The sequence below is a fragment of the Campylobacter subantarcticus LMG 24377 genome (genome assembly GCF_000816305.1).
GTDB lineage: Bacteria > Campylobacterota > Campylobacteria > Campylobacterales > Campylobacteraceae > Campylobacter_D > Campylobacter_D subantarcticus.
Genome location: NZ_CP007773.1, coordinates 1538509 through 1562457, shown reverse-complemented (window position 1 = coordinate 1562457; position 23949 = coordinate 1538509). Strand labels below are relative to the sequence as shown.

Genomic DNA, 23949 nt, shown 5'->3' with positions numbered 1-23949 from the left:
AATTATAATTTTGCTAAAGCTAAAAGATCACTTACTTTTTCACATTTTTTAAGATCATCGCCATTAATTTGCTTGCCAAGTGAGTTTTTAAATAATACCATGATAGATACAAAAGCTAAGCTGTCCCATTCATCAATATCATCTAAGATCATATCTTCTTTTAGTGTTTCATCCATATGCATAGCCTCACTAATAGCTTCTAACAATTGTTCTTTAGTCATTTTTATCTCCTTTATAAATTGAAATTGTATCAGTTTTAAAATCTTTATCAAAATTGATATAAGCACTCCCCCAAGCATAGCCAGCCCCAAAAGCACTTAAAATCGCATTAAAATCATTTTTTTGCATTTCGCAAAGTAAAGCTGGCAAAGAGCATGCGCTTAAATTAGCATATTTTGACATTAAAAAATTCGGTGTTTTTGCACTATCAAGGTTTAAGTCATTAATAATAGAGTCTATTAAAAATTGGTTAGACTGGTGCAATAAGAAGTAGTCAATTTCGTCTTTGCTTTTTTCACACAATTGAAGCATTTCTTTTATACATTGACTTTCAAGATGAAGCGCTTGGTTGAAAATTTCAGCCCCATCCATGTAAAGTTCATCTAAGTTTCTGTATTCGTTGGTTTGGAATATTTCTTTATTGGAACTTTTGTTTTCATCAAATTTAGCAAAAGCTCTATTGGGTATGATGAGTTTATCAAAACCCTCTCCGCTAGAGTAAAGTTTAAAGAAAGATTTTTCATTTGCACAGTTTATGAGTGTTGCGCTTACTCCATCACCAAAAATTGGTGCTAAATTTGCATTTAAAGGGTTTATGGTTTTGCTTAAAGTATCACCACAAATTAATAAAATATTTTTTGCACTTTGATTTTCTAAAAAAGAAAAAGCTACAAATAAGCCATATAAATACCCCGAACATGCTTGATTTATATCAAAAGCTATGGTGCAAGGATTTAAATTTAATCTTTTGTGAAGATAGTTTGCACAAGATGGCATAAAAAAATCAGGTGTTTGGGTTACAAAAATCACCATATCAAGATTATTTTTATCAAAATCGAGCATTTTAAATAAATTCACGCTTGCTTCATAGGCTAAATCTGTTGTGCTAATATTTTCATCGGCGACAAATCTTTCTTGTATGCCTGTAATTTTTTTCATTCTTTTTAGCATTTTATTGTCGCCTTGAAAGATATTTTCTAGACAATCATCTATGTTGATGTGTTGATTAGGTACGCAAACGCTTATCCCTGATATTTTGGCATTATTAAAACTAGCTTTCAATTGTAAGTCCTTCGTAGTTTATCATTTCCTTTTGGATTAGGGCAAAATTTTCTTTTATATTAGCATTTAGACTGTATAGAAAATCTAAAAAAGGTTTATTTCTTTCTCCTTTTTGAAAATACAAAATGCATTCATTTGTATTAAAATGCAGATGAAGTAGCTCTATGGCCTTATATAGCATAACTTTTTCAAGTTTTCTTCCTAAGGCTCTGCAACTTATGCAAAGATCTTTTATTATTAAATCATCATTATTTTTGCAAGCTATAAAAATGGCTATTATGCCACTATCGCTTAATTTATCACTCATAGCTATAGTTAAAATAGCATTTTCTTGTATAAAATCTTCACATTCTTTTAAACTCATACGAGAATAATTTGATATAAATTGATTGGTTTTATTTAAAAGTTGGCTTATTCTTTCTAAGTTTTGTGCGTTGTTTATTTCAAATTTTAAACGAATTTGTAAGTTTTCAAAATAATCTTTTTGGTTTAGTTTGCTTAGCTCTTGTCTTTGTAAATTTGCTTTTATGTCAGCATTTCTTAGTTCATCTTCTTTGCTTAATTTTATTTTTAAAAGTCCAGGAAAAAGTTTTAACGCAAAATAACTTTCTTCATTTGCTAATAAAGTTTTTATACCTAAATATCTTACATTTTCAATTTCTGCTATGTTATCATCTATAAATAAAACACTATCAAAGCCTATGTTAAAAAATTTTATAATTTCTTTTATATTTTCATCTTTGCCTTGCCAATTTGCTTTTATAAGCGCAAAATCATCTATTTTTAAAGGAAAATCTTTTCTTTTTTTAAATAGATTTTTTACATCTTTTTCATCATTTTTAGAGCATATGGCCAGTAAAATTCCTTGATTTTTTAAATTTAAAAGATCGTTTTGTAAATTTTTGTGATTTTGATTTAATTTTAAATTATTTATTCCATCTTCGCCTAAAATTCCACCATATAAGGTATTGTCAAGATCTGTTATTATAGCTTTTAGTTTTGGTTTTAAAAGGGAAGGTATTATGCTAAGGCCTAAAATTTGTGCCAAGCTTATACAAGCTTTATTGCTTAATCTGCTTGCATTTATTTCAAAATTACTCTCATCTATAATTAATTTTTTATTAACAAAGGGCTTTAAAATTTCATAAATATCATATTCTTTTAAGGAAGTTTTGCCTAGTAAAAGTGTTATTATAGGTGCTTTACTAAGATTTGATAATTCTTGTATTTTTTCTTTTATAAAATCGTCTATATTGTTTTTGTAATTGTTTAAATCTAAAAATATGATATTGATTTTCGCATCTTTATAATCATCAAAATTTAAACTATCATCATAAGAGCTTATATTAAATTCAGCTTTAAGATCACTAAAAGCTAAAAATGCATTTATAATGCTTGATATAACTTCAAAGGAATGATTTCTAAAAACATTTATCTTTATACTTTGAAAATTATTTTCTTTGCTAAGTTTTATTAAATCATTTCTTTTTAAATTTGGCGAAAAAAGCTTCATTTTAATTCCACTAATTCTATTAATAAATTATTATTCATCATAACAAAACAAAGCTTAGCAAAATAACTAGCTTCCATTATATCTACTACCAAAATCCCCCCCCCCATAGATAATATATCCAAATCTTTTTGTATATTTTCACTTTCATAAGCTATATGATACATTTTGATTTTATTTTTTAAATAATTATCTAAAACACCTTTTTCATTTAAATTGGATAAAAGTTCAAAGCGATATTGTGGAAAATTATTATCTTTTGGTATTATAAACTCCCCTTTAACTCCTTGCCTTTCATCTATAAAATCTGCTTCTTTGATAAAACCTAGTTTATAAAAAATTTCTCTTTCTTTTTCTAAATTTTTACAAGCTACGCCTATATGATGTATTGGTAAGTTTAGATTCATTTTTTAAACACTACAGCCATAGTTATGGCATTTTTAAATTTCAAAGCTTTTTCTAAAGAATAATCATTAGCCATAAAGCATTTATAATTTTTTATTTTTAAATCAGCTTTTTTTGCCATATCAAAAATTTCATCAGGATGAGAAAATAAGTATATATGATCAATAGCAGGAGCATTTATAGGTATAGTTGCAAAAATTTCTCCACCATCACTTAACAAATCTTTAGCTCTTTTTAAAAATTCTAAAGGTTTTTCTACATGCTCTAAAACTTCTCCCATTACTATTAAGTCGGCTTTTTTGTCAAAATTAAAATTAAAAAAATCCTCACATAAAAATTTGCATTTATTTATAAGAGTTTTCACTTGATATTCGACCATATTTTTTGTAAGCTCACAGCTAGTTGGAGATAAGTCTAAGCCTATATAATTTTTAAATTTTAAACTTTTTACAGCTTTGGTGAAAAATTCCCCATGTCCTGGACCTATTTCAAAATAAAGTTCTTTTTTATTTATTGATTTTATATAATTTTCAAAATATTTTCTAACCTTTATATGAGCTATCCATATATAAGATGAAAGAGCTAAGCCTATCATATATTTTTTCATATAGGCTTTATTAAAATACACTTTATCTTTGATTTGTTCAAAACTTTCATATCTATATTTGCCATGTTCTATAAAATATTTTGTTTCTTCTAAGGTATCATTTAATATGGTCAAATAACACTCACATTGCTCTTTTAAGCTTATATTATTTTTTAGATAATATGTTATTAAATTATTAAATTCTATTTCATCTTCTTTTGAAAATGTAATTTTATTTAAATATTTTGCATGCATTGGATTTTCAGTGGATATTAGATCAAACAAATCTTTTATGTAATTCACATTAAGCCTTTTGCAATACTACAGCCATAACTATGGCATTTTTAGTTTTTAAAGCTTTTTCTAAAGAATAATTATTTGCCATAAAATATTCACATTCTTTGATTTTTAATCCTGCTTTATTAAGTAATTCTTTAACTTCATCAGGATGAGAAAATAAATAAATATGATCAATCGCAGGAGCATTGATAGGTATAGTCGCAAAGATTTCTCCATTATCACTTAACAAAGCTTTTACATCTTTCATAAATTGTAAAGGCTGTTCAACATGCTCTAAAACCTCTCCCATTACTACCAAATCAGCTTTGTTGTTAAACTCACATTTGGTAAAATCTTTACATATAAATTCACATTTAGTATTTATTTGACCAAACTGATTTTCTACCATATCTTTGCTCATTTGACAACTTATAGGAGATATATCGATGCCAAAATATTCTTTAAATTTTTGACTTCTTAGGGCTTTAACAAAAAACTCACCATGTCCTGGACCTATTTCAAGATAGGTGCTTTTTTGATTTTGTTTTTCATCTATATACTTAGCAAAATATCTTCTAACCTCAATATGAGCATTCCATATAAAAGAAGATATGGCAAGACCCACCATGTATTGCTTCATATAGTTTTCATTAAAATATACCATATTTTCTACTTCTGCTAAGGTGCTATATCTATATTTTCCAAATTCTATAAAATATCTAGTTTCTTCTAAAGTATCATTTAATACAACTATATAGCTTTGAGCTTGTTCTTCTAAAGTAATATTTAGTGTATCTTTGTAATAAATAATAAGCTTTTCTAAATCTTCATATTCTTCTTTAGAGAGTTGTAATCCATCTAAACATTTTTTGTGTAGTGGATTTTTTTCTTCTATTAGCTTAAATAATTCTTTTGTATTTTCTAGCATAATTTCTCCTTAATAGCTTGCAAAAGTTCATTTTGTGATTTTAGCTGACTTAATTCATCTTTACTAAATTTGATTTCAAATTCTTCTTCTAAGCTCATGATTATATCAATATGATTTAAAGAAGTCCAATTTTTACAATTTTGCATACTTAAATTCGAATTTTCATTGACTTTTACTTCTAGTATATTTTCTAAAATTTCATAAAATTTATTTTCCATGATTAATCCTGTAATATAAAAATATTTTTATCTTCATCAAGAGCATTTTTTATCGCTTCTTTGTATTCTTTTGTATGAAATAAACATATAGTCGCACCACCAAAATTTTCGTATATAAAATTTTTTGTTTTTTTAGTAATATAGTTTATATTATCGACATTTGGTAAAGATTTTTTATCTAAATGTCTAACATAAAATTTTATTTTTTTATCATGCTTTCTGTTTTGTTCATCTATTATTTTTCCGTAAAAATCTTTAAAATATCTATAATCTACTTGATATTCTTCTTCGATATAATGAGTTAGAGTGTGTCCTGTAGTGCTTCCAAAAAGTATATATTTTCCATTTTCTTTTATTAAAACATCATACACACAATTTTCACCAAAACAACTTGTAGTGTCTTTTAAAAACAATTCTTCTTTGGCTCCTTTTATGGCAAAAGAAAAGATAGGATCATTGGTGCGTTTTACCCCCCCCCATTTGCGAAAATATTCATTTAAAGCACCCATTTTTGTAGGAGAGTTTAATTTATCATAAACTTCATTTTTACAAAAGCTATAGGTAAAAGTTGGCATTATGAGTGTACCTTCTTTTCCTATTACTTCAAAAAAACAGTTCAAAATAGTTTGCAAAAATTCATTTTTTTTAAGCAAAGGCATACCAAAATTAAATAATTCTGTATGCACGCATAAAATATCACCTTTTTTAATGCCTAAATTTTCAAAAGCTTTTATTAAATCAAAATTTGAGTATTTTTTATCATTGTGCTCTAAAAAGTATTTCATATTATAAGCTCATTTTCTTTTAATTTTTCTATTAATTCTTTTATTTCATAACCTTGTAAATTTAATTTATCAGCTATATCTAAAATATCATTTTTACCATCGCAATATGCTAAAAAATTACATGATATTGGTATGTCGTTAGTTGATGAGGTGTTGATGGTATGGTATAAGTCTCTTTTGCCTAAATTGGGTTCGCAAAATATCGTATTTTGATAAATTTCATTAACCTCTAAATTCATAATGATTTCTTGCATAGCTTTTAAACCACCCTGTAGCCCCTCTTCACTGATGAAATTTAAATCATCTTTACTAGTATGGTATTCTTTATAATCACCAAATCTAGTCCTGCATATGCAAACCACAGGTAAATTTACCAAAGGAGAGCAATATTGTCTTTCATCAGATCCTCTATCTATAAAGGAAAATCTTTTAAAATTTTCTTTATTTTTTAGAGTATAGAGTGCTACTTTATCAGCTAGGGTAGTTTCACTTGGAGTGTGTATGAGTGAGTAGGCATTATCATCACCTATGCAAGAGAGCACAAAACCTGCTTTGGTGTATTTTTGTAGGTGCTCTAAATGCTTACTAAGATAAACTATACTCCCTATAGTTTCAGGAATAAAAACAAAACGGTAATTATATTTTCTTTCTTTGAGTTCTAAAAGCCATTTAGCTAAAAACGTAGCTACCACAGGACCACTTAGTTCATTGTTTGCCATGGAAGGATGACAAAGATAAGTAGAGATTAAAATTTCTTCTTTATTGTTTTGTGTGCTAGATATTATAAAATCAGCATAGTTTAAAACCCCATTTTCATGGTGTTTTGCATTGATAAAAACTTTATATTTTCCTTCTTTTAGTTTAACCCTATCTTCATGTTTGATACAAAAGCCCCATCTTTTTTTATAATAGCTAGTTACATAAGGTATGGCATCTGGATAATCTTCTATAGAGTATAAATGTTCTTGTAGCTTATCTAGCGTGATTTCATCATTTATACCTTCACTATAATTTAATACATGTAAATTATTTTGCTTAAAATCACAAATTTTCTCTCCATCTGGAGTGATGATATAAGCATCGTTTATCTCCCATTCAGCGGGTACTTCCCAGTCAAATACCTTGCTTCCACTTGCTATGGAGTGAATTTTTAATATACCCCCCCCCATAGCATCATCAAGTATTTTTAAACTAGCTCTAAAACCAACTCCTGTAATGCTTCTGCAAATTGGAAAAAGTTTTTTAGCTAATTCATACATATCCCCCCCCCCAATATCCACTAAATTTCATCATTTTAACAATCCTTTTTAGAATTTTCTAAAATTTTAAATAAATTTTCTTTTATAAAATTTGCATCTTTTAGACTCATTTCTTGATGAGCAGGTATACTAAGTTCAGCTTTGTAAAAATTATCCGCATTTTCTAAAAATAACTTTCCATATAAGTTTTTATAGTAACTAAACTCATAGGTAGGCTTATAATGTACTTGCACGCCTATGCCTAAATTTAATAATTTTTCAAAAATAATTTCTTTTTGACAATAAAACTCAGGATAAAGTAAAATAGGATATAAATGTCTTGAACTTTTTTTATAATCTTTGATTTTGATCGTACTAAAATAAGGATTTTTTTCAAATTCTTTATCATAAAAACTTGTGATGACTTCTCTTTTTTCTAGTATATTGTCAAGCTTTTTAAGTTGATTTATACCCAAAGCACAAGCTACATCGCTTAAACGATAATTATAGCCTAACTCAAGCATATCGCTATCCCAAAGTCTTTTTTTGACTATGCCATGACTTCTTAAAAGCTTGATTTTTGAGATCAATTCCTCATCATTGCTAACGACTGCACCACCTTCAAAAGTAGTGATTGGCTTGACAGGATGAAAGGAAAATATGCTTAAATCAGCCATAGAGCCTACTTTTTGATCTTTATAAGTAGCGCCTAGAGCATGACTTGCATCATCAATGAGTGGGATATGGTATTGTTTAGCTAGAGTTAAGATTTCATCCATTTCTATGCTATTTCCTGCAAAATCAACCACGCAAATTGCTCCTATATTGGAGCTATCTTGATTTAATCTTGCAGCAAGTTTTTTCTCATCAATATTCCCATCGCTTTTTATATCAATAAACTCTACTCTAGCACCTGCCATTAAAGCTGCATTTGCAGTTGCGGCAAAGGTTATTGGGGTGGTTAAAACGATTTTATCTTTTACATCTAAAGATAAATACGCAAGGTGTAAAGCAGAAGTAGCTGAATTTAGTACACAAGCATATTTTACACCTACATATTCACAAAGAGCTTGTTCAAATTCTTCAATCTTTTTTCCACCGGTTAAAAAATCATCTTTTAAAGCTTCACAAACTACTTGTATATCTTGATCATCGATGTTTTGATGAGAATAAGTAAGCATGTTAATCTACCTTTGTATGATCAATAATATTTAAAAGTTCTTCTTGGCTAATCCATGAAGGGTTATTATCAGAACTATAAGAAAATCCATCAGCTACTTTTTTACCTTTTTCGCCTTTGGCATTAATGCTAAAGTTGATGTTTATATTATTAAATTGAATGTTCGGACTAATGGCATAATAATTTTTAAATTCATAAGTTAAGTGACTATCATCACTTGAAATCATAATCTCATGTAGTTTTTCACCTGCTCTTATGCCTATGATTTTATGGGCTAAATTGGGCGCCATAGTTTTAGCTAAATCAGTGATTTTCATCGAAGGAATTTTTGGCACGAAAATTTCTCCTCCATGCATACATTCAAAGTTATTTAGCACAAAATTAACTCCATATTCTAAAGATATCCAAAATCTTGTCATTCTCTCATCAGTGATAGGAAGCTCTTTTGCACCCTCATTGATTAGTTTTTTAAAAAAAGGTATAACAGAGCCTCTTGATCCTACGACATTACCATATCTTGTAACGCTAAATTTAGTATGTGAACTTCCTGCGATATTATTTGCTGCTACAAAAAGCTTATCACTTGCAAGCTTTGTAGCACCATATAAATTAATAGGATTACAAGCTTTATCGGTGGAAAGTGCGATACATTTTTCTACATTGTTTTCCAAACATGCATCGATTACATTTTGTGCACCATTGATATTGGTTTTTATGCATTCCATTGGGTTGTATTCAGCAATTGGTACATGTTTCATGGCAGCTGCATGAATGACAAAATCAACATCTTTCATAGCTATGCTTAGTCTTTCTTTATCTCTTACATCACCAATAAAATAACGCATGCAAGTATCATTAAATTCTCTTGCCATTTCAAATTGCTTGAGTTCATCGCGTGAATAGATGATGATTTTTTTAGGTTGGTATTTTTGAAGCAAAGTTTTGGTGTAAGTCTTTCCAAAACTTCCTGTGCCACCGGTGATTAAAATACTTTTTCCATTAAACATCTTCATTTCCTAGTATTCAATAACTTTTTATATCGTCTAAAAATTGAATTATTTTAAAATTCTTGGTAAAGTTATACCTGTTTGAGCTTGATATTTGCCCTTTTTATCTGCATAAGTTACATCGCAAGGTTCATCGCCTTGTAAAAATAAAACTTGTGCTATGCCCTCATTGGCATAAATTTTAGCAGGTAATGGAGTGGTATTTGAAATTTCTATAGTAATATGCCCTTCAAAACCTGGTTCAAAAGGGGTTACATTGACTATAATCCCACATCTTGCATAGGTACTTTTACCAAGGCAAATGGCTAAAACATCATTTGGCATTTTAAAGTATTCAACTGTTCTTGCGAGTGCGAAAGAATTAGCAGGCACTATACATACGTCGCCTACAAAATCTACTACATTCTCTTCTACGAAATTTTTTGGATCCACAACTGTGGAATTTACATTAGTAAAAATCTTAAATTCTCTCCCAACTCTTATATCATACCCATAGCTTGAAAGCCCATAACTTACTATGCCTTTGCCTATATTTGCTTCGCAAAATGGCTCGATCATATTGTGTTCTAATGCCATTTTTTTGATCCAATTATCTGCTTTTAAGCCCATTTTTGTCCTTTTATTATTAAAGTGAATTTTTAAATTATATCTTAAAATAAAAGTAAAAAATAAATAATTGAAGTTATTTTTAGTATTTTTATATATAATTATAAATTAAGTCTTATAAATAAGGAGAATATATGACAAAAGAAGAAATTAAAGAACTAATGCAACTTTTTGCAGAAGCAAATATAAGCAAGATTAAAATAAAAGAACAAGATGGATTTGAAATAGAACTTGAAAGGGAAATGTGTTGTGAGTTGCCAACCCCAGCTCCTGTTGCTCCAGCACCACAGCCAATTAATGTAAATGTAGTAAATGAAACTAAAACAAGCTCAAATTCTTCCAATAAACCAACTATCAACAGCCCTATGGTAGGTACTTTTTATCAAGCTCCAAGTCCAGGTGCAGCACCTTTTGCTAAAGTAGGTCAAACTATTAAAAAAGGAAGCACTATGGCAATTATTGAAGCGATGAAAATCATGAATGAAATCGAAGCAGAGTATGATTGTAGGATAGTAGAAGTTTTAGTAGCAGATGGTCAACCTATAGAATTTGGTATGCCTTTATTTGTGGTGGAGAAATTATAAAATGGAAATTAAAAAAGTTTTAATAGCAAATCGTGGAGAAATTGCATTAAGAGCTTTAAGAACTGTAAAAGAAATGGGAAAAAAAGCAATTTGTGTGTATTCTACTGCAGATAAAGATGCTTTGTATTTAAAATATGCTGATGCGAGTATTTGCATAGGAAATGCCAGAAGCTCAGAAAGTTACTTAAATATCCCTGCCATCATTAGCGCAGCAGAGATTAGTGAAGCAGATGCGATTTTTCCAGGATATGGATTTTTAAGTGAAAATCAAAATTTTGTTGAAATTTGCGCAAAACATAATATCAAATTCATAGGTCCTTCAGTAGCTGCTATGGCACTAATGAGTGATAAAAGTAAAGCAAAGCAAGTAATGCAAAGGGCAGGTGTGCCTGTGATCCCAGGAAGTGATGGAGCTTTAGGTGGGGTAGAAGCGGCAAAAAAACTTGCTAAAGAAATAGGTTATCCTGTGATCTTAAAAGCAGCAGCAGGTGGTGGTGGCCGTGGTATGCGTGTGGTTGAAGATGAGAAAGACTTAGAAAAAGCGTATTGGTCAGCAGAAAGTGAAGCAATGAGTGCTTTTGGTGATGGCACCATGTATATGGAAAAGTACATTCAAAACCCACGTCATATCGAAGTGCAAATCATAGGAGATAGCTTTGGTAATGTGATTCATTTTGGCGAGAGAGATTGTTCAATGCAAAGACGCCATCAAAAGCTTATAGAAGAATCTCCTGCGATTTTACTTGATGAAAAAACAAGAGCAAGACTTCATGAAACAGCGGTTAAAGCTGCTAAAGCGATTGATTATGAAGGTGCAGGTACTTTTGAATTTTTAGTGGATAAAAATTTAGATTTTTATTTTATAGAGATGAATACACGTTTGCAGGTTGAGCATTGTGTGAGTGAAATGGTAAGCGGTGTGGATATCATTGAGTTGATGATTAAAGTGGCTGAAGGGTATCCTTTGCCAAAACAAGAAGAAATCAAACTTAAGGGTCATTCTATAGAGTGTAGAATCACTGCTGAAGATTCTAAAACCTTTTTACCATGTCCAGGTAAAATCACAAAATATGTAGCTCCTGCAGGTCGCAATGTAAGAATGGAAAGCCACTGCTATCAAGATTATAGCGTACCTCCTTATTATGATTCTATGATAGGAAAATTAGTCGTTTGGGGTGAAGATAGAAACACAGCTATAGCTAAAATGAAAATAGCGTTACACGAACTTATCGTAGGTGGAATTAAAACAACAAGAGATTTTCACCTAGCTATGATGGATAATGCGGATTTTATTAACAATAATTATGATACAAATTATCTTTCAAGACATTAATTAAGATAGGTTTTTAACCTATCTTAATTCTTCTATATGAGCATTTGCTCTTATTTTATCAAGATGATTTTTTAAGGCTTGTTCTTTTTGAGTTAGAGTATAGACATTGCTAACTTGATCTTTAATTAAATCAAATTCAATAGGGTTTTTGCCATATTTTTCTTTTATAAAGTATACAATATAAGCATTTTCTCCATTTAATACTGGAGTAAATTCTCCTATTTTGGTATTATTTAATAAAGCAAGTAATCTTGGATCTATACTAGCTGCATTTAAACTAATGGCTTTTGATTTAATTTGAGAATTTTTATACATAGGGTTTTGTGCAAGTTGTTGTAAAAGTTCAGGATTAATAGAGTTATAAACCACTAGGTCGATGTTAGAAAAAGTGCTAAATTTATCAAGATTGCTTTCATAAAAATGTTTTAGTGTTTCATCATCAATATTGATTTTTGCATTTTGCATTATGCTTCTATAAAGTTTTTCTCTTTCAAGATCTTTTCTAACTCTGTTTTTAAAAACTTCAAAACTTAAACCATCTTTTTCTATCTTTACTTGCAAACCATTAATGTCGGTTTTATTGCCTTTTGCTATTTGAGCTAATTTTTCATTGAGTTCAAAAGTGCTAACATAAATTCCCAGCTTTTTAGCTTCACTTTGTTGAACTTTATCATCTACTAAAAATGCTATAGCTTTTTGCTTGTCATTAGTTTTTAATTCTTTCATGGTTTGTTCTATATCATAAAGAGTAACAGGTTGATTTTCTACTATCATTGCCACACCACCAAGGGTTTGAGCATATAAAATATTTGCAGCAAAACAACAAGATATTAAAAATTTTCTCATATAAAACCTTTATTTAAGTGTAAATATAGCATTATAACAATAAAAATTTAAAAAAGGTAAAAATATGCAAGAAATCACAACACGTTTTGCTCCTTCTCCAACAGGATATTTGCATATAGGAGGACTTAGAACGGCTTTATATAATTATCTTTATGCAAGAAAGAATAAGGGTAAATTTTTATTGCGTATTGAAGATACGGATTTAAAAAGAAATTCACAAGAAGCTACGCAAGCTATTATAGAAGCATTTAAATGGTGTGGACTTGATTATGATGGGATGATTGAGTATCAATCTCAAAGATTTGATATTTATAAAAAATACATTCAAAAATTATTAGATGAGGGTAAGGCTTATTATTGTTATATGAGCAAAGAAGAGCTTGATGAGTTAAGAGCTAAGCAAGAAGCAGCTAAAGAGCGCCCAAAATACGATGGTAGATATAGAGATTTTAAAGGAACTCCGCCAAGTGGTATTGAACCTGTGGTGCGCATAAAAGTACCACAAAGTGGAGAGATTAAATTTATAGATGGTATTAAAGGCGAGGTTAGTTTTAAGGCTAAAGATATTTTAGATGATTTTGTAATTGCAAGAAGTGATGGTAGTCCAATTTATAATCTAACTGTTGTAATTGATGATGCGCTAATGGGTGTGAGTGATGTTATAAGAGGAGATGATCATTTGTCAAATACACCAAAACAAATCGTTCTTTATGAAGCATTAGGCTTTAAAATTCCTCAATTTTATCATGTGGCTATGATACATGGAGAAGATGGTAAAAAACTTTCTAAACGTCATGGTGCAACCGATGTAATGGAATACAAAAATATGGGAATTTTACCTCAGGCTTTGCTTAATTTTTTAGTGCGTCTTGGTTGGAGTCATGGCGATGATGAAATTTTCTCTTTAGAAACTATGCAAGAACTTTTTGATCCAAATCATATCAACAAAAGTGCATCTTGCTATAACTTTAAAAAATTAGAATGGCTCAATGCTCACTATATTAAAACTTTACCATTTGAAGAAATCAATAGACAGCTAAAAGATCTTGGTTTTGATTTAAGTCAGTTTGATAAAGCACCGTTTTTATTAGATCTATTAAGAGAGAGATCTAAAACTTTACATGATATCATTCAAAGTGCTAAAGTGTTACTAAATGACCCAAAAGAATATGATCAAAAGGCTGTAGATAAATTTCTTAATGTAACAAATTTAACTTATTTGGAAAAATACGCTATGGTTTTAAATGAGCAAAAAAATGCTTGCGAATTTGAAGAATTAACTAATCAATTCTTAGAAGAAAATAATCTTAAGTTAAAAGATCTAGCTCAAGCTATACGTATTGCACTTACAGGTAGCTCAGTGAGCCCTAGTATATTTGAAGTATTAGAATTTTTAGGAGTGCAAAAAGCTAAGCTTAGGATAGAGAATTTACTCAAATACATGAAGGAGAAATAATGAATTTAAAAGAAGAGGCTTTAGAATACCACTTAGGTGGCAAAGTAGATATTGTCACTAGAAAACCTATGGATAGCGCTCATGACTTATCTTTGGCGTATTCCCCGGGTGTTGCTGAGCCTTGTATTGAAATAGCAAAAGATGAGACTTTAGCATACAAATACACCAATAAAGCTAATTTGGTTGCTATTATAAGTGATGGAAGTGCGGTTTTGGGGCTTGGCAATATAGGAGCTAGCGCAAGTAAACCTGTTATGGAAGGTAAAGCGTGTTTGTTTAAAAAATTTGCGAATGTGAATGCTTATGATTTAGAGATTAATGCACATAGTGTGGATGAAATTGTTACTTTTTGTAAAGCTGTGGCACCTACATTTGGAGGGATTAACTTAGAAGATATTTCAGCGCCAAAATGCTTTGAGATTGAAGCTGCTTTGCAAGATCTTGGAATTCCTGTAATGCATGACGATCAACATGGCACCGCGATCATTTCTACTGCAGGATTGATGAATGCTATGGAAATTAGTGGTAAGAAATTTGAAGATATTAAAGTAGTTGTAAGTGGTGCTGGCGCAGCGGGTATTGCAAGTGCTAGAATGTATAGAAATTTAGGGGTTAAAAATATCGTTTTGGTAGATAGCAAAGGTGTGATTAATACCCAAAGAGATGATTTAAATAAGTATAAACTAGAATTTGTAAGCGATACTAAAGATAGTACTTTAAGAGAAGCTTTAAAAGGTGCTGATGTGTTTTTGGGTTTAAGTGCACCTAAGATTTTAGATGATGAGATGATTTTAAGTATGGCTAAAGATCCTGTGATTTTTGCATTAGCTAATCCTGTGCCTGAAGTAATGCCTGAAGATGTTAAAAGAGTTAGAAATGATGCTATAGTTGGAACAGGAAGAAGTGATTATCCAAATCAAATTAACAATGTTTTAGGTTTTCCTTTTATTTTCAGAGGAGCTTTAGATGTAAAAGCGACTAAAATTACCGAAAACATGAAAATAGCGGCGGCTAAGGCCTTGGCTGATTTGGCTAAACTTGAAGTAACTGATGAAGTAAAACAAGCTTATGGGGTAGAAGAGCTTAGCTTTGGTAGAGATTATGTGATACCAAAACCATTTGATAGTAGGGTAAAAGCTGTAGTTAGTGCTGCTGTGGCAAAAGCTGCGGTTGAAGATGGAGTAGCTTTGGCGAAAGAATTTGACTATCAAAAATATCTAGCAATTTTACAATAATTTTTATATATTAAGTTTTATTTAAAATATTTTTTTGAATAAAACTTAATTTTTATTTTAAATCTTTCAATTTAACTTTTCAATTTCTAATTTTTAATTTAATAAAATCAAGTAATAAGATAATTTTTTACAATAAATGTTAAATTTTGACATAAATTTTAGTATTGATTATATTCTTAATTAAATTAATTTATATTTAAGATATTTTTTTATAGGATACTAATACTTAATCATAGAAAGGCTAAGATGGTTTTTGGAAAGATAGATTATCTTAATTTACTCCCTTTGCATATCTATCTTAAAAAAACAGCTTTTCCTGGCTATGTTAAGCAAACTACAGAATACAAAAAAGGGGTTCCTAGTAAGCTAAATCGCCATTTGTATTTTAGGCGTATTGATGCAGCGATTATTTCAAGTATTGAAAGTCGTAGAAAAAAATACAAAACCTTAAATGTGGGAATTTGCGCAAGCAAAAAGGTAAAAAGCGTTTTAGTGAAAAAACATTCTCAAAGCAAAGAAGATGCAAGCTCTGCAACTTCTAATGCTCTTGCAAAAGTTTTAAAGCAAAAAGGGGAGGTTATCATCGGTGATAAGGCTTTAAAACTTTATTTGCAAAATCCAAAAGATTATATTGATTTGTGCGAATTATGGTATGAAAAGACAAAATTACCTTTTGTTTTTGCGCGCTTTTCTTGTGTTAAAAATTTTTCTATTTATAAAAAAATGATGAAAAATTTCACAAAAAGTAAAATTTTCATTCCACAATATATTTTGCTAGATTATTCTAAATCAAGAAATCTTTCTCAAAAGGAAATTAGCGCATACTTAAAGCTAATTTACTACAAAATAGGAACAAAGGAGCAAAAGGCGCTAAAAAAATTTTTAGCCAATGCAAACAGCAAGATACTATAAAAAGGACAATTTATGAGTATAGCTAAACAATATATCAATGAAACCTTAGAAAAAATTCAAGCAACTTCCCCAAGACAACCTATCTTTTTTCAGGCAGCAACTGAGGTGTTAAATTCTTTAGAACCTTTACTTGAATCTAACAAAACTTATCAAGATCATGCTATATTAGAGCGTATTGTTATGCCTGAAAAAGCGACTATTTTTAGAGTAGTATATATTGATGATGCAGGTAAAGCTCAAACACATTTTGGTTATAGAGTGCAGTTTAATTCTAGTTTAGGACCTTATAAAGGTGGGATCAGATTTCATCCTAGTGTAGATTTAGATGTTTTGAAATTTTTAGGTTTTGAACAAATTTTCAAAAACTCTCTAACAGGTTTAATGATAGGAGGAGCTAAAGGAGGAGCAAATTTTGATCCTAAAGGTAAAAGCGAAGCAGAAATTATGCGTTTTTGTCAAGCTTTTATGACCGAGCTTTCAAAAATCATAGGTGCAAGCACTGATGTGCCAGCAGGCGATATAGGGGTTGGCGCTAGAGAAATTGGATATATGTTTGGAGCTTATAAGAAAATTAGCTCTAATTTTGATGGAACCTTAACGGGAAAGAAAATTCCATGGGGTGGAAGCTTAGTAAGAACAGAAGCAACAGGATATGGCTGTGTGTATTTTACTCAAGAAATGCTAGCAAAATATAATAATGCATTAGAAGGAAAAGAGTGTGCAGTCTCAGGTAGCGGAAATGTGGCAATTTATACCATAGAAAAATTACATCAACTTGGTGCAAAGGCTATTACAATAAGCGATAGTGATGGATTTGTCTATGATAAAGATGGGATAGATTTAGATTTATTAAAAGAAATTAAAGAAGCAAAAAGAGCTAGAGTGAGTGATTATGCAGTGCTTAAAAAAGGTGCTATTTTTACTCCAAAAAGTGCGTATAAACAAGGTTGCAATGGAGTATGGAGCATACCTTGTGATATAGCTTTTCCAAGTGCTACGCAAAATGAGTTAAATTTAGAAGATATTAAAACCTTATATCACAATGGCTGTCGTATGGTAGCAGAGGGAGCTAATATGCCAAGCACACTTGAAGCGATTGATTTTATGTTAAATCAAAAAGACTTTTTATTTGCTCCGGCTAAGGCTGCTAATGCAGGTGGTGTAGCGACTTCTCAACTTGAAATGCAACAAAATGCAAGTATGTGTCAATGGAGTTTTGAGGAAGTTGATGCAAAATTACATAAGATTATGAAAAATATTTTTGAAAATTCATACGAGTGTGCAAAAGCTTATAATCATGAAGGAAATTTAGTAGTAGGTTCAAATATAGCAGGCTTTAAAAAAGTAGCTGATGCAATGATTGATCATGGTTATATTTAAAAAGATGGCTTAAATGCCATCTTTAGTGTATATAAAAAAAGCTTGTTATTTGATTAGTGATTTTTTCTTCTAAAGATTCTTTGGCTCTGTCTATGTTGCCAAGATAAGCAGTTCTTGCTAAAAGCGAGGTGCTTTGAGTAGAGTTTTTGGAGCTAATTTGTAAATTAACTTGCAAAAGATAGTAATTTTCTACTTCCATTTCAAAAACATTATCTATTTTATCAAAGTCATTATAAAAAAATCTTGCATTAGAAGCAATTAGTCTTTGTGCGTAAGAAAATTTCTTAAAATCTACTATATTGATATAAATTTTATAATCACTTTGAGTATTATCTAAAACCAATCCTAAATTTTGTAATTTTTGAGTGAGTTTGGCTTCTAAATTTGTGTTTAATTTTGAAGGATTATTGATGTGTAAAGAAAAACTTTGATTTTTATTAGCATGTAGGAAAATACCTTCATTGCTAGTTTGAACGAAAGATTGCATAGAGCCTGTGCATGCACTAAAAAATAATGCAAACACAAGCAAGAAAAAACTATTTTTGAGCATTGATGATGGTTGGTACAGCACGAAGGCCAAGTTTGGAGTATTTTGCAAAAGTATCTCTTACAGCTTGAACCTCTGATTCACTTGGTTTTTTATAGTCTTTTAAATTTTTATCATAGTATTTTTTCATGATGGCAATTTTTTGCACATCATTTTTTGCACTTTTACTTTCTTTGTAAATTAATGCAGACTTTTCAAATGCACTTGTATCATGGATTGGAGTAAGGATAAATTTTACTTGGTGAGTTTTTAATACTTCTTCGATTTTATCTAAATGCATTCTACAGTAAGGGCATTCAGGGTCGCTAAATACATAAAGTAAAGGTTTATTTTTATCACCTAAAGATACAAACATTTTTTCTTTTTTAAGTTCTACTAAAGCTTTTTTTGAAAATTCAGCTTGTTGTTTTTCCATGAGTTTTGCTTGATAAACTTGAGAATAAAACTCACCTTTTTTTACATCAATCACTTCAGTTGTAATGATGTTTGCTTGAGTGAAAACAATTTCTTGAAAGCTTTTTCCGCTGATTTCAAAATTAACCGTAACTACCTCAAAATCAGTTTCAGGAACTTTTTCTCTACTAGAAACACTAATGTTAGCGTTAGATAGGTTGGGATTTTTTTTGAAAAAATTAATAATTTCTTCATTACTCGCAGCAAATAAAGAACTAGCAAGAGTTAAAAGAGCTAAAGATTTTTTCATTCTTTTCCTTTATTTTAAATTTTTCACACATTATAAAATGTAAACTTTAACACTTAGGTTCTTAAAAACCTTTTTTCATCTATTTTTACTACTTGAGGGTAGTTTTTGTCAAGATACTCTAAGTAAGCTATGGCATACTTTCTTGAAATTTGAAAATGGTTTTTAACAAAAGCTACATCTAGATGATGTGTTTGTAAAAGTTTTAAAAACTCTTGTATAAGATTTTCAAGAGAATTTTTTTCTATGAAAAGATTATGTGCAAGTCTGATGACTTTATTTTCTTTGGTGAGTTTTTTTAAAATAAAATCTCCATTTTTTCTATCAAGTTCTAGATACTCATAAAGATTATAAGGCGCAGTAGGTTTAATACCTTCTTTTTTTAAAATTTCATAAAGTTCACAATGGGCTTTTTCTTGCAATCTTTCATAATTTTGTCCTTTTAAAAACCATATCCCATCTTTAAAATCTAGCTTTTCTTGCATTTGCATAAGTGTATAAGCGCAAAAATTTTCACTCGCCCAAGAAAGTCTTAGGGCAATAGAATGAGGCGATATTAATGCGTAAGGATTTTTAGAAAAGATAAAATTAATAAAATCTTTCAAGTTTTGCATAGCATTAAGATCGTATACATTTAAAGCTTGCTCATCGACAAAAACATGATCTAAGCTTTTTGCTAAATTCAAAGCTTGTTCATGGGAGAGTTTGAAGCGTTGGTAGCATGAGAGCAAACCAAAACCAAGTTTGTGGGTTTGTTTTAAAAATTCAAACACTCTTTTAAAATCTCTTTGTTCTAAAAGCATGAGATATTTGGTTTTGATATCTTTTTTTAAAGGCTCGCTTACTGCATTAAGCACTACACCACCACTTTTAATGCGTCCATTTTCAAGTAGGATAAATTTATCATCAAAACATAGAGCCAAGTTTTTATCAAAATCTAAACTCACATAAGTTTTATCTTCTAACTCTTTGATGATGCTTATTTTGGCATTTAGTTTTTTTGACCCACTACAAAATTCCAAAATACTTCCATGTTTAATCCCTGTGGTAAAAACTACCCCATCGATGCTTTTAAAGCTTTTAAAAATACCTTTTTTGCTAAGCACATAGCCTTTTTTTAATTCATGATAATCACAGTTTAAACTCAAAGCAACTCTGTTGTAAGTTTTTGCTTCTAAAATATTTTCTTCGTGAATTTGTATATTTTTTATCATGATATCTTTTTGGGTTTCAAGGCAAAAGATTTTTTCGTTTTTATGGATCTTTCCCTCATTTAAGCTTCCTGTTACTACTGTACCTATACCTTTTAGAGAAAAAACCCTATCAATGTAGTACCTAAAAATCAAATTTTCATCATTTTCTTTGGGTTTTAGGCTTAGAAGATAGTTTTTTAAACTCAAGATACTTTGCTCATCATAAATACTAGTTGCAAATACTTTTAAGATGTTGACTTTAAAAGTGCTGATCTCATTTAAAAGTTCTTTTTGCTTATATTCAAAGTCTTTGCACAAATCAACTTTGCTTAAAACAAGCACTACATCTTTTACACCTAAAAATTCTAAGACCTTTAAATGCTCTATACTCTGAGCTTTTAAACCCTCGTTGATATCTATGACAAACATACACACTCTAAAACCAAAAGCACCACTTATCATGGTTTTGATCAAACTTTCATGTCCTGGTACATCGATAAAAGCAATGTTTAAATTTTCACTTTTTAAGTTTGAAAAACTCAAATTAATCGTAATGCCTTTTTCTTGTTCTTCTTTTAAATCATCTCCTTCAAATCCATTAATAGCTTTAATCAGTGAAGTTTTGCCATGATCAATATGCCCAGCTGTACCTATGATAATACTATGCATGAAATACCTCTTTGATAGCGTGGATTAAACGGCTTAAATCTTTTTCTAAAATACTTCTAAAATCTAGCACAAAACACCCATTTTCAATACGACCAATGATACCTTTTTTTCTAAATTTTTCTTGCAAAGGCAAAGCCTTCTCATTAAAACTTAACACAAGAGTGTCTAGACTTTTATCGGGCATAGATCCACCACCTACTAAACTTTTAGAAGCTTTTAACTCGCATTTTACAGGAATCTTTTCTTGGACAAAAAGCACCTTTTTTTCTATAGTTTTTAAATCATCATTTAAAAGTTTTAAAGTAGGAATTTTTTCATATTCTTTTTCCAAATAAGCCTTGGCGGTTCCATTTAAAAAAGCAAGTGTGATTTTATCAACTCTTAACATTCTTAAGAGTTGATTTTTCTTTAGCTGTTGAATGTATTTTTTCTTTCCAAGTATAATGCCTGCTTGCGTAGAGCCAAAAAGCTTATCACCACTAAAACTTAAGATATCGCAGTGTTTTAAAAGCTCTTTCACGTTTGGCTCATTTTTACTGAGTTGTTTGTTGATTTTTTCACACCAGCCAGCACCTAAATCATAATATGAAATGAGTTTTTTCTTTTTTGTTAAAGTGTGAATTTCACTTAAACTTACTTCTTCAAAAAAACCTTTAAAAGCAAAGTTAGAGCGGTGGGTTTTTAAAATCATCTTAGTATTTTCATTGATGGCATTTTCATAATCATACAGATGAGTTTTATTAGTTGTGCCTATTTCTTTTAGTCTAACACCGGCTGCTAGCATAACTTCAGGAATTCTAAAATTTCCACCAATTTCAACTAGCTCACTCCTTGAAGTGATAACCTCATTATTTTTTGCTAAAGTATTTAAGATTAAAAATACAGCTGAAGCGTTATTGTTAACTACTAAACAATCTTCACAATCAAACAAAATTTTTAAATTTGCATTTAGCGCATCATATCTTGATCCTCTTTTGCCAGTTTGCATGTTAAATTCTAAGTTAGAGTAAGAGCAAATAATTGGCTTAGTTTTTTCAAAAATATGTTCATCAATGATACTACGACCAAGGTTGGTGTGTATGATCACACCAGTGGCATTGACTAAGCTTTGACTTTGTGTATTTAAAAAATCTTGTATATTTTGTGTGATTTTTGTGAGTAAATTTTGTAAACTAAAATTTAAATTCTCATTTTTAGTGAGTTCTTTTTTACAATTTGAAACAACTTGCTTAGCAAAGTAAGATCTTAGGTATAAAGGGTAATCAGCTAAGCTTTCATCGTTGATTAAAGTGTTTATGGGCGGAAAATTTCTAAATTTGTTCATCTTAAACCTTAAGAATAAATTAGTAAAATTATAACTTTTTTATAATGAAATTTATATAATTAAAGCCAAAAAATTAAAAAGAGAGTGTAATGAAAGATTTTGTATTTTTAGAAAATGAAGACTTAATCCCTTTAAGTGATAATATTAGCATAGCTCAAAAAGCCTGTGAAGAAGAAGTTTTTATAGGAAATTCAAAGCTTTTAAATCCTGAAGTTTACGCACCTGAGATTAATTTTTATCTTAAAAATTCTCAAGATGATGTGCTAGCAAAATCAAAAACTATTGATTTTTTATATCAAGTTAGATCTAAAGTCTATGATTTGGGTCTTGATTTAGAATATACTAAAGAAGTGGGTAAAAATGTAATCCTTGTAAGCGATGAGGAGCAAAGTGAGTTAATTGGAAGTTTAAAACAAGAAGAATACAAGGTTTTAAAACTAAACAATGAGCAATGTTTGGGTGTTTTAGGTTGTGTAGGTGAGCTTTGTGTGATAGCGTTGAAAAATGGCGAGCAAGTGGATATTGATTGTGATTTTTTTCTCTATGATACAAAAAAAGAAAGCTTTGATCAGCAAAGTGGCTGTTATGATTTTTCTAGCTTGAGTCAAGAAGCACTTATAAAACTTTTAAACTCTAATTCTCCAAAATATAAATTTAGAAATTACATTAGTTATGATGATAGCATTTGTCAATACCATGAAAGAAGAAGTGTTCATTGTGGAAAATGTGCCGAAATCTGTCCTAGTGTGGCTATTTTAAAAGACGATGAGCAAAAGAAATTAGAATTTTCTCATGTAGATTGTTTAAGTTGTGGCGATTGTGTAGGAATTTGCCCTAGTGGCGCGCTTGATTATGCGCCTATGCCACGCAATAGTTTTTATGAAATTTTAAAATTCTACGAAGATAAAATCATCTTAATCATTCCTGAAAAAATGTCGATTGAAAATTTAAATATCACTTTAAAAAAAGATGTGATGCCTTTTATGATTAAAGGAGAAAATTATCTAGATCAAGCACATTTTCTAGCTATGCTTCAAACAAGTGGTGCGAGTGTGATTTTTTACAGCAATGGTTTATCACAAGGTGCTTTAGAAGTGGTAGATTTAATGAATGAAATTTTTCAAAGAAAATATAAACAAAATGCAATTTTTGTAGCTCAAAATGAAAAAGAACTTTTAGAAGCTATGGAACAAGCTTGTTTTATTGATGATCTTAAATTTATTTCTTATAATCCTGCGCTTTTAAAAAGAGAAGATTTTGCAATAAGACTAAGAGAAATTATAGGGGATCAAAATTTAGGCAATATTCCAAGTAAAGAGTGGATACGCTATGGAAAAATCACTATCAATACCGATACCTGTACTTTGTGTCTTTCTTGTGTTGGAGCTTGTAATGTAGGAGCTTTAGTGGCTGATGCTAAAGATAATTCTTTGAAATTTAATGCGAGTTTATGTACCACCTGTGGGTATTGCGAAGCAAGTTGTGCTGAAAAAGACACGCTAGTGCTTCAAAGAAGTGGTATAGATTTAGAAAAAGAGTATTTTTCTTTTATGGTTTTAGCTCAAGATGAGCTTTTTGCTTGTGTTGAATGTGGGAAGGAATTTGCTACTAAAAAAGCCATTGAAAAAATCGCTAGCATTATGAAGCCAAGATTTATGGGCGATGAAGCGAAAATAAAAACGCTATATTGTTGTGCTGAATGTAAAGCAAAGGTAATGATACAAAGTATGAATGTGCTTTAAGCCAA

General features: G+C 30.0%; 24 protein-coding genes. 7 read left to right on the top strand and 17 right to left on the bottom strand.

Annotated features, from left to right (window positions below; genetic code table 11):
• Positions 1-2: 2 nt before the first annotated feature.
• From CSUB8523_RS07995 to dcd, 12 genes are read right to left on the bottom strand one after another with little or no spacing between them, the layout of a single operon-like run.
• Positions 3-221 carry an acyl carrier protein gene (locus CSUB8523_RS07995; RefSeq protein WP_043020154.1) on the bottom strand — a complete coding sequence of 73 codons (219 nt, stop codon included), beginning with the start codon at positions 219-221 and terminating at the stop codon, positions 3-5.
• A complete protein-coding gene (locus CSUB8523_RS07990) occupies positions 214-1281 on the bottom strand; it encodes a beta-ketoacyl-ACP synthase III (RefSeq protein ID WP_043020153.1) in 1068 nt (355 codons plus the stop codon). Before CSUB8523_RS07990 ends, CSUB8523_RS07995 begins: the two co-directional genes overlap by 8 nt.
• Positions 1271-2794, bottom strand: coding sequence for an HAD-IIIC family phosphatase (locus CSUB8523_RS07985; RefSeq protein WP_039664487.1), 1524 nt, complete (start codon positions 2792-2794; stop codon positions 1271-1273). Before CSUB8523_RS07985 ends, CSUB8523_RS07990 begins: the two co-directional genes overlap by 11 nt.
• On the bottom strand, positions 2791-3198 hold the full coding sequence (locus CSUB8523_RS07980) for a VOC family protein (RefSeq protein WP_039664486.1): 408 nt from the start codon (positions 3196-3198) through the stop codon (positions 2791-2793). Before CSUB8523_RS07980 ends, CSUB8523_RS07985 begins: the two co-directional genes overlap by 4 nt.
• Complete coding sequence (locus tag CSUB8523_RS07975; RefSeq protein WP_052243723.1) at positions 3195-4037, bottom strand: class I SAM-dependent methyltransferase; 843 nt, start codon at positions 4035-4037, stop codon at positions 3195-3197. The genes CSUB8523_RS07980 and CSUB8523_RS07975 overlap by 4 nt, the downstream gene beginning before the upstream one ends.
• Before the next feature lie 49 nt (positions 4038-4086).
• Positions 4087-4989, bottom strand: a complete 903-nt coding sequence (locus tag CSUB8523_RS07970; protein ID WP_039664484.1) for a class I SAM-dependent methyltransferase — start codon at positions 4987-4989, stop codon at positions 4087-4089.
• A complete protein-coding gene (locus CSUB8523_RS07965) occupies positions 4983-5207 on the bottom strand; it encodes an acyl carrier protein (protein WP_039664483.1) in 225 nt (74 codons plus the stop codon). Before CSUB8523_RS07965 ends, CSUB8523_RS07970 begins: the two co-directional genes overlap by 7 nt.
• A gap of 2 nt (positions 5208-5209) precedes the next feature.
• Positions 5210-5992, bottom strand: coding sequence for an AAC(3) family N-acetyltransferase (locus CSUB8523_RS07960; RefSeq protein ID WP_043020151.1), 783 nt, complete (start codon positions 5990-5992; stop codon positions 5210-5212).
• Positions 5989-7251, bottom strand: coding sequence for a DUF4910 domain-containing protein (locus CSUB8523_RS07955; protein WP_082019388.1), 1263 nt, complete (start codon positions 7249-7251; stop codon positions 5989-5991). Before CSUB8523_RS07955 ends, CSUB8523_RS07960 begins: the two co-directional genes overlap by 4 nt.
• 35 nt (positions 7252-7286) lie before the next feature.
• Positions 7287-8411: a UDP-4-amino-4,6-dideoxy-N-acetyl-beta-L-altrosamine transaminase gene (gene pseC, locus CSUB8523_RS07950; RefSeq protein ID WP_043020149.1), complete on the bottom strand. Its 1125-nt coding sequence runs from the start codon at positions 8409-8411 to the stop codon at positions 7287-7289.
• 1 nt (position 8412) lies between these two features.
• The gene (gene pseB / locus CSUB8523_RS07945; RefSeq protein ID WP_039664479.1) at positions 8413-9417 is read right to left on the bottom strand and encodes a UDP-N-acetylglucosamine 4,6-dehydratase (inverting); all 1005 of its coding nucleotides are present in this window, start codon (positions 9415-9417) and stop codon (positions 8413-8415) included.
• 48 nt (positions 9418-9465) lie between these two features.
• Positions 9466-10026: a dCTP deaminase gene (gene dcd, locus CSUB8523_RS07940; protein WP_012661997.1), complete on the bottom strand. Its 561-nt coding sequence runs from the start codon at positions 10024-10026 to the stop codon at positions 9466-9468.
• 131 nt (positions 10027-10157) lie between these two features.
• Between dcd and accB the strand changes: the two genes are divergently transcribed.
• Positions 10158-10607, top strand: a complete 450-nt coding sequence (accB, locus tag CSUB8523_RS07935; RefSeq protein ID WP_043020148.1) for an acetyl-CoA carboxylase biotin carboxyl carrier protein — start codon at positions 10158-10160, stop codon at positions 10605-10607.
• 1 nt (position 10608) lies between these two features.
• Positions 10609-11940 carry an acetyl-CoA carboxylase biotin carboxylase subunit gene (locus CSUB8523_RS07930; RefSeq protein ID WP_043020147.1) on the top strand — a complete coding sequence of 444 codons (1332 nt, stop codon included), beginning with the start codon at positions 10609-10611 and terminating at the stop codon, positions 11938-11940.
• 18 nt (positions 11941-11958) lie between these two features.
• Here the strand turns inward: CSUB8523_RS07930 and CSUB8523_RS07925 are convergent, their stop codons facing one another.
• Positions 11959-12786, bottom strand: coding sequence for a peptidylprolyl isomerase (locus CSUB8523_RS07925; RefSeq protein WP_039664476.1), 828 nt, complete (start codon positions 12784-12786; stop codon positions 11959-11961).
• A 64-nt stretch (positions 12787-12850) separates the two neighbouring features.
• On the opposite strand from CSUB8523_RS07925, the gene gltX reads away from it, so the two are divergent.
• From gltX to gdhA, 4 genes are all read left to right on the top strand, one after another.
• Complete coding sequence (gltX, locus tag CSUB8523_RS07920; protein ID WP_043020146.1) at positions 12851-14242, top strand: glutamate--tRNA ligase; 1392 nt, start codon at positions 12851-12853, stop codon at positions 14240-14242.
• Positions 14242-15477 (top strand): malate oxidoreductase, encoded by a 1236-nt coding sequence (locus CSUB8523_RS07915; protein WP_043020145.1) that lies wholly within the window; start codon positions 14242-14244, stop codon positions 15475-15477. Before gltX ends, CSUB8523_RS07915 begins: the two co-directional genes overlap by 1 nt.
• Before the next feature lie 246 nt (positions 15478-15723).
• The gene (locus tag CSUB8523_RS07910) at positions 15724-16389 is read left to right on the top strand and encodes a 6-amino-6-deoxyfutalosine synthase (RefSeq protein ID WP_039664473.1); all 666 of its coding nucleotides are present in this window, start codon (positions 15724-15726) and stop codon (positions 16387-16389) included.
• A 12-nt stretch (positions 16390-16401) separates the two neighbouring features.
• Positions 16402-17769 carry an NADP-specific glutamate dehydrogenase gene (gene gdhA, locus CSUB8523_RS07905; protein ID WP_039664472.1) on the top strand — a complete coding sequence of 456 codons (1368 nt, stop codon included), beginning with the start codon at positions 16402-16404 and terminating at the stop codon, positions 17767-17769.
• A gap of 22 nt (positions 17770-17791) precedes the next feature.
• Here the strand turns inward: gdhA and CSUB8523_RS07900 are convergent, their stop codons facing one another.
• Genes CSUB8523_RS07900 through selA form a run of 4 tightly spaced genes read right to left on the bottom strand, consistent with a single transcriptional unit; the run spans position 17792 to position 22202 of the window.
• A complete protein-coding gene (locus tag CSUB8523_RS07900; RefSeq protein ID WP_043020144.1) occupies positions 17792-18319 on the bottom strand; it encodes a hypothetical protein in 528 nt (175 codons plus the stop codon).
• Complete coding sequence (locus CSUB8523_RS07895; RefSeq protein WP_039664470.1) at positions 18306-19019, bottom strand: bifunctional thiol oxidoreductase; 714 nt, start codon at positions 19017-19019, stop codon at positions 18306-18308. Before CSUB8523_RS07895 ends, CSUB8523_RS07900 begins: the two co-directional genes overlap by 14 nt.
• A gap of 53 nt (positions 19020-19072) precedes the next feature.
• Entirely contained in the window at positions 19073-20878 is a 1806-nt protein-coding gene (gene selB, locus CSUB8523_RS07890; RefSeq protein WP_043020143.1) for a selenocysteine-specific translation elongation factor, read from the bottom strand.
• Positions 20871-22202 carry an L-seryl-tRNA(Sec) selenium transferase gene (gene selA / locus CSUB8523_RS07885; protein WP_043020142.1) on the bottom strand — a complete coding sequence of 444 codons (1332 nt, stop codon included), beginning with the start codon at positions 22200-22202 and terminating at the stop codon, positions 20871-20873. Before selA ends, selB begins: the two co-directional genes overlap by 8 nt.
• An 89-nt stretch (positions 22203-22291) precedes the next feature.
• On the opposite strand from selA, the gene CSUB8523_RS07880 reads away from it, so the two are divergent.
• The gene (locus CSUB8523_RS07880; protein WP_043020141.1) at positions 22292-23944 is read left to right on the top strand and encodes a 4Fe-4S dicluster domain-containing protein; all 1653 of its coding nucleotides are present in this window, start codon (positions 22292-22294) and stop codon (positions 23942-23944) included.
• The last annotated feature ends 5 nt before the right edge of the window (positions 23945-23949 follow it).

Bases quoted from the DNA above. Each gene is read 5' to 3' on its own strand.
- CSUB8523_RS07965 (WP_039664483.1), bottom strand. From the start codon at position 5,207: ATGGAAAATAAATTTTATGAAATTTTAGAAAATATACTAGAAGTAAAA.
- selB (WP_043020143.1), bottom strand. From the start codon at position 20,878: ATGCATAGTATTATCATAGGTACAGCTGGGCATATTGATCATGGCAAA.
- CSUB8523_RS07955 (WP_082019388.1), bottom strand. From the start codon at position 7,251: ATGTATGAATTAGCTAAAAAACTTTTTCCAATTTGCAGAAGCATTACA.
- CSUB8523_RS07925 (WP_039664476.1), bottom strand. From the start codon at position 12,786: ATGAGAAAATTTTTAATATCTTGTTGTTTTGCTGCAAATATTTTATAT.
- CSUB8523_RS07930 (WP_043020147.1), top strand. From the start codon at position 10,609: ATGGAAATTAAAAAAGTTTTAATAGCAAATCGTGGAGAAATTGCATTA.
- selA (WP_043020142.1), bottom strand. From the start codon at position 22,202: ATGAACAAATTTAGAAATTTTCCGCCCATAAACACTTTAATCAACGAT.
- CSUB8523_RS07900 (WP_043020144.1), bottom strand. From the start codon at position 18,319: ATGCTCAAAAATAGTTTTTTCTTGCTTGTGTTTGCATTATTTTTTAGT.
- CSUB8523_RS07975 (WP_052243723.1), bottom strand. From the start codon at position 4,037: ATGCATGCAAAATATTTAAATAAAATTACATTTTCAAAAGAAGATGAA.
- CSUB8523_RS07915 (WP_043020145.1), top strand. From the start codon at position 14,242: ATGAATTTAAAAGAAGAGGCTTTAGAATACCACTTAGGTGGCAAAGTA.
- gltX (WP_043020146.1), top strand. From the start codon at position 12,851: ATGCAAGAAATCACAACACGTTTTGCTCCTTCTCCAACAGGATATTTG.
- CSUB8523_RS07985 (WP_039664487.1), bottom strand. From the start codon at position 2,794: ATGAAGCTTTTTTCGCCAAATTTAAAAAGAAATGATTTAATAAAACTT.
- CSUB8523_RS07960 (WP_043020151.1), bottom strand. From the start codon at position 5,992: ATGAAATACTTTTTAGAGCACAATGATAAAAAATACTCAAATTTTGAT.
- pseC (WP_043020149.1), bottom strand. From the start codon at position 8,411: ATGCTTACTTATTCTCATCAAAACATCGATGATCAAGATATACAAGTA.
- accB (WP_043020148.1), top strand. From the start codon at position 10,158: ATGACAAAAGAAGAAATTAAAGAACTAATGCAACTTTTTGCAGAAGCA.
- dcd (WP_012661997.1), bottom strand. From the start codon at position 10,026: ATGGGCTTAAAAGCAGATAATTGGATCAAAAAAATGGCATTAGAACAC.
- CSUB8523_RS07880 (WP_043020141.1), top strand. From the start codon at position 22,292: ATGAAAGATTTTGTATTTTTAGAAAATGAAGACTTAATCCCTTTAAGT.
- CSUB8523_RS07970 (WP_039664484.1), bottom strand. From the start codon at position 4,989: ATGCTAGAAAATACAAAAGAATTATTTAAGCTAATAGAAGAAAAAAAT.
- CSUB8523_RS07910 (WP_039664473.1), top strand. From the start codon at position 15,724: ATGGTTTTTGGAAAGATAGATTATCTTAATTTACTCCCTTTGCATATC.
- CSUB8523_RS07995 (WP_043020154.1), bottom strand. From the start codon at position 221: ATGACTAAAGAACAATTGTTAGAAGCTATTAGTGAGGCTATGCATATG.
- CSUB8523_RS07895 (WP_039664470.1), bottom strand. From the start codon at position 19,019: ATGAAAAAATCTTTAGCTCTTTTAACTCTTGCTAGTTCTTTATTTGCT.
- gdhA (WP_039664472.1), top strand. From the start codon at position 16,402: ATGAGTATAGCTAAACAATATATCAATGAAACCTTAGAAAAAATTCAA.
- CSUB8523_RS07980 (WP_039664486.1), bottom strand. From the start codon at position 3,198: ATGAATCTAAACTTACCAATACATCATATAGGCGTAGCTTGTAAAAAT.
- pseB (WP_039664479.1), bottom strand. From the start codon at position 9,417: ATGTTTAATGGAAAAAGTATTTTAATCACCGGTGGCACAGGAAGTTTT.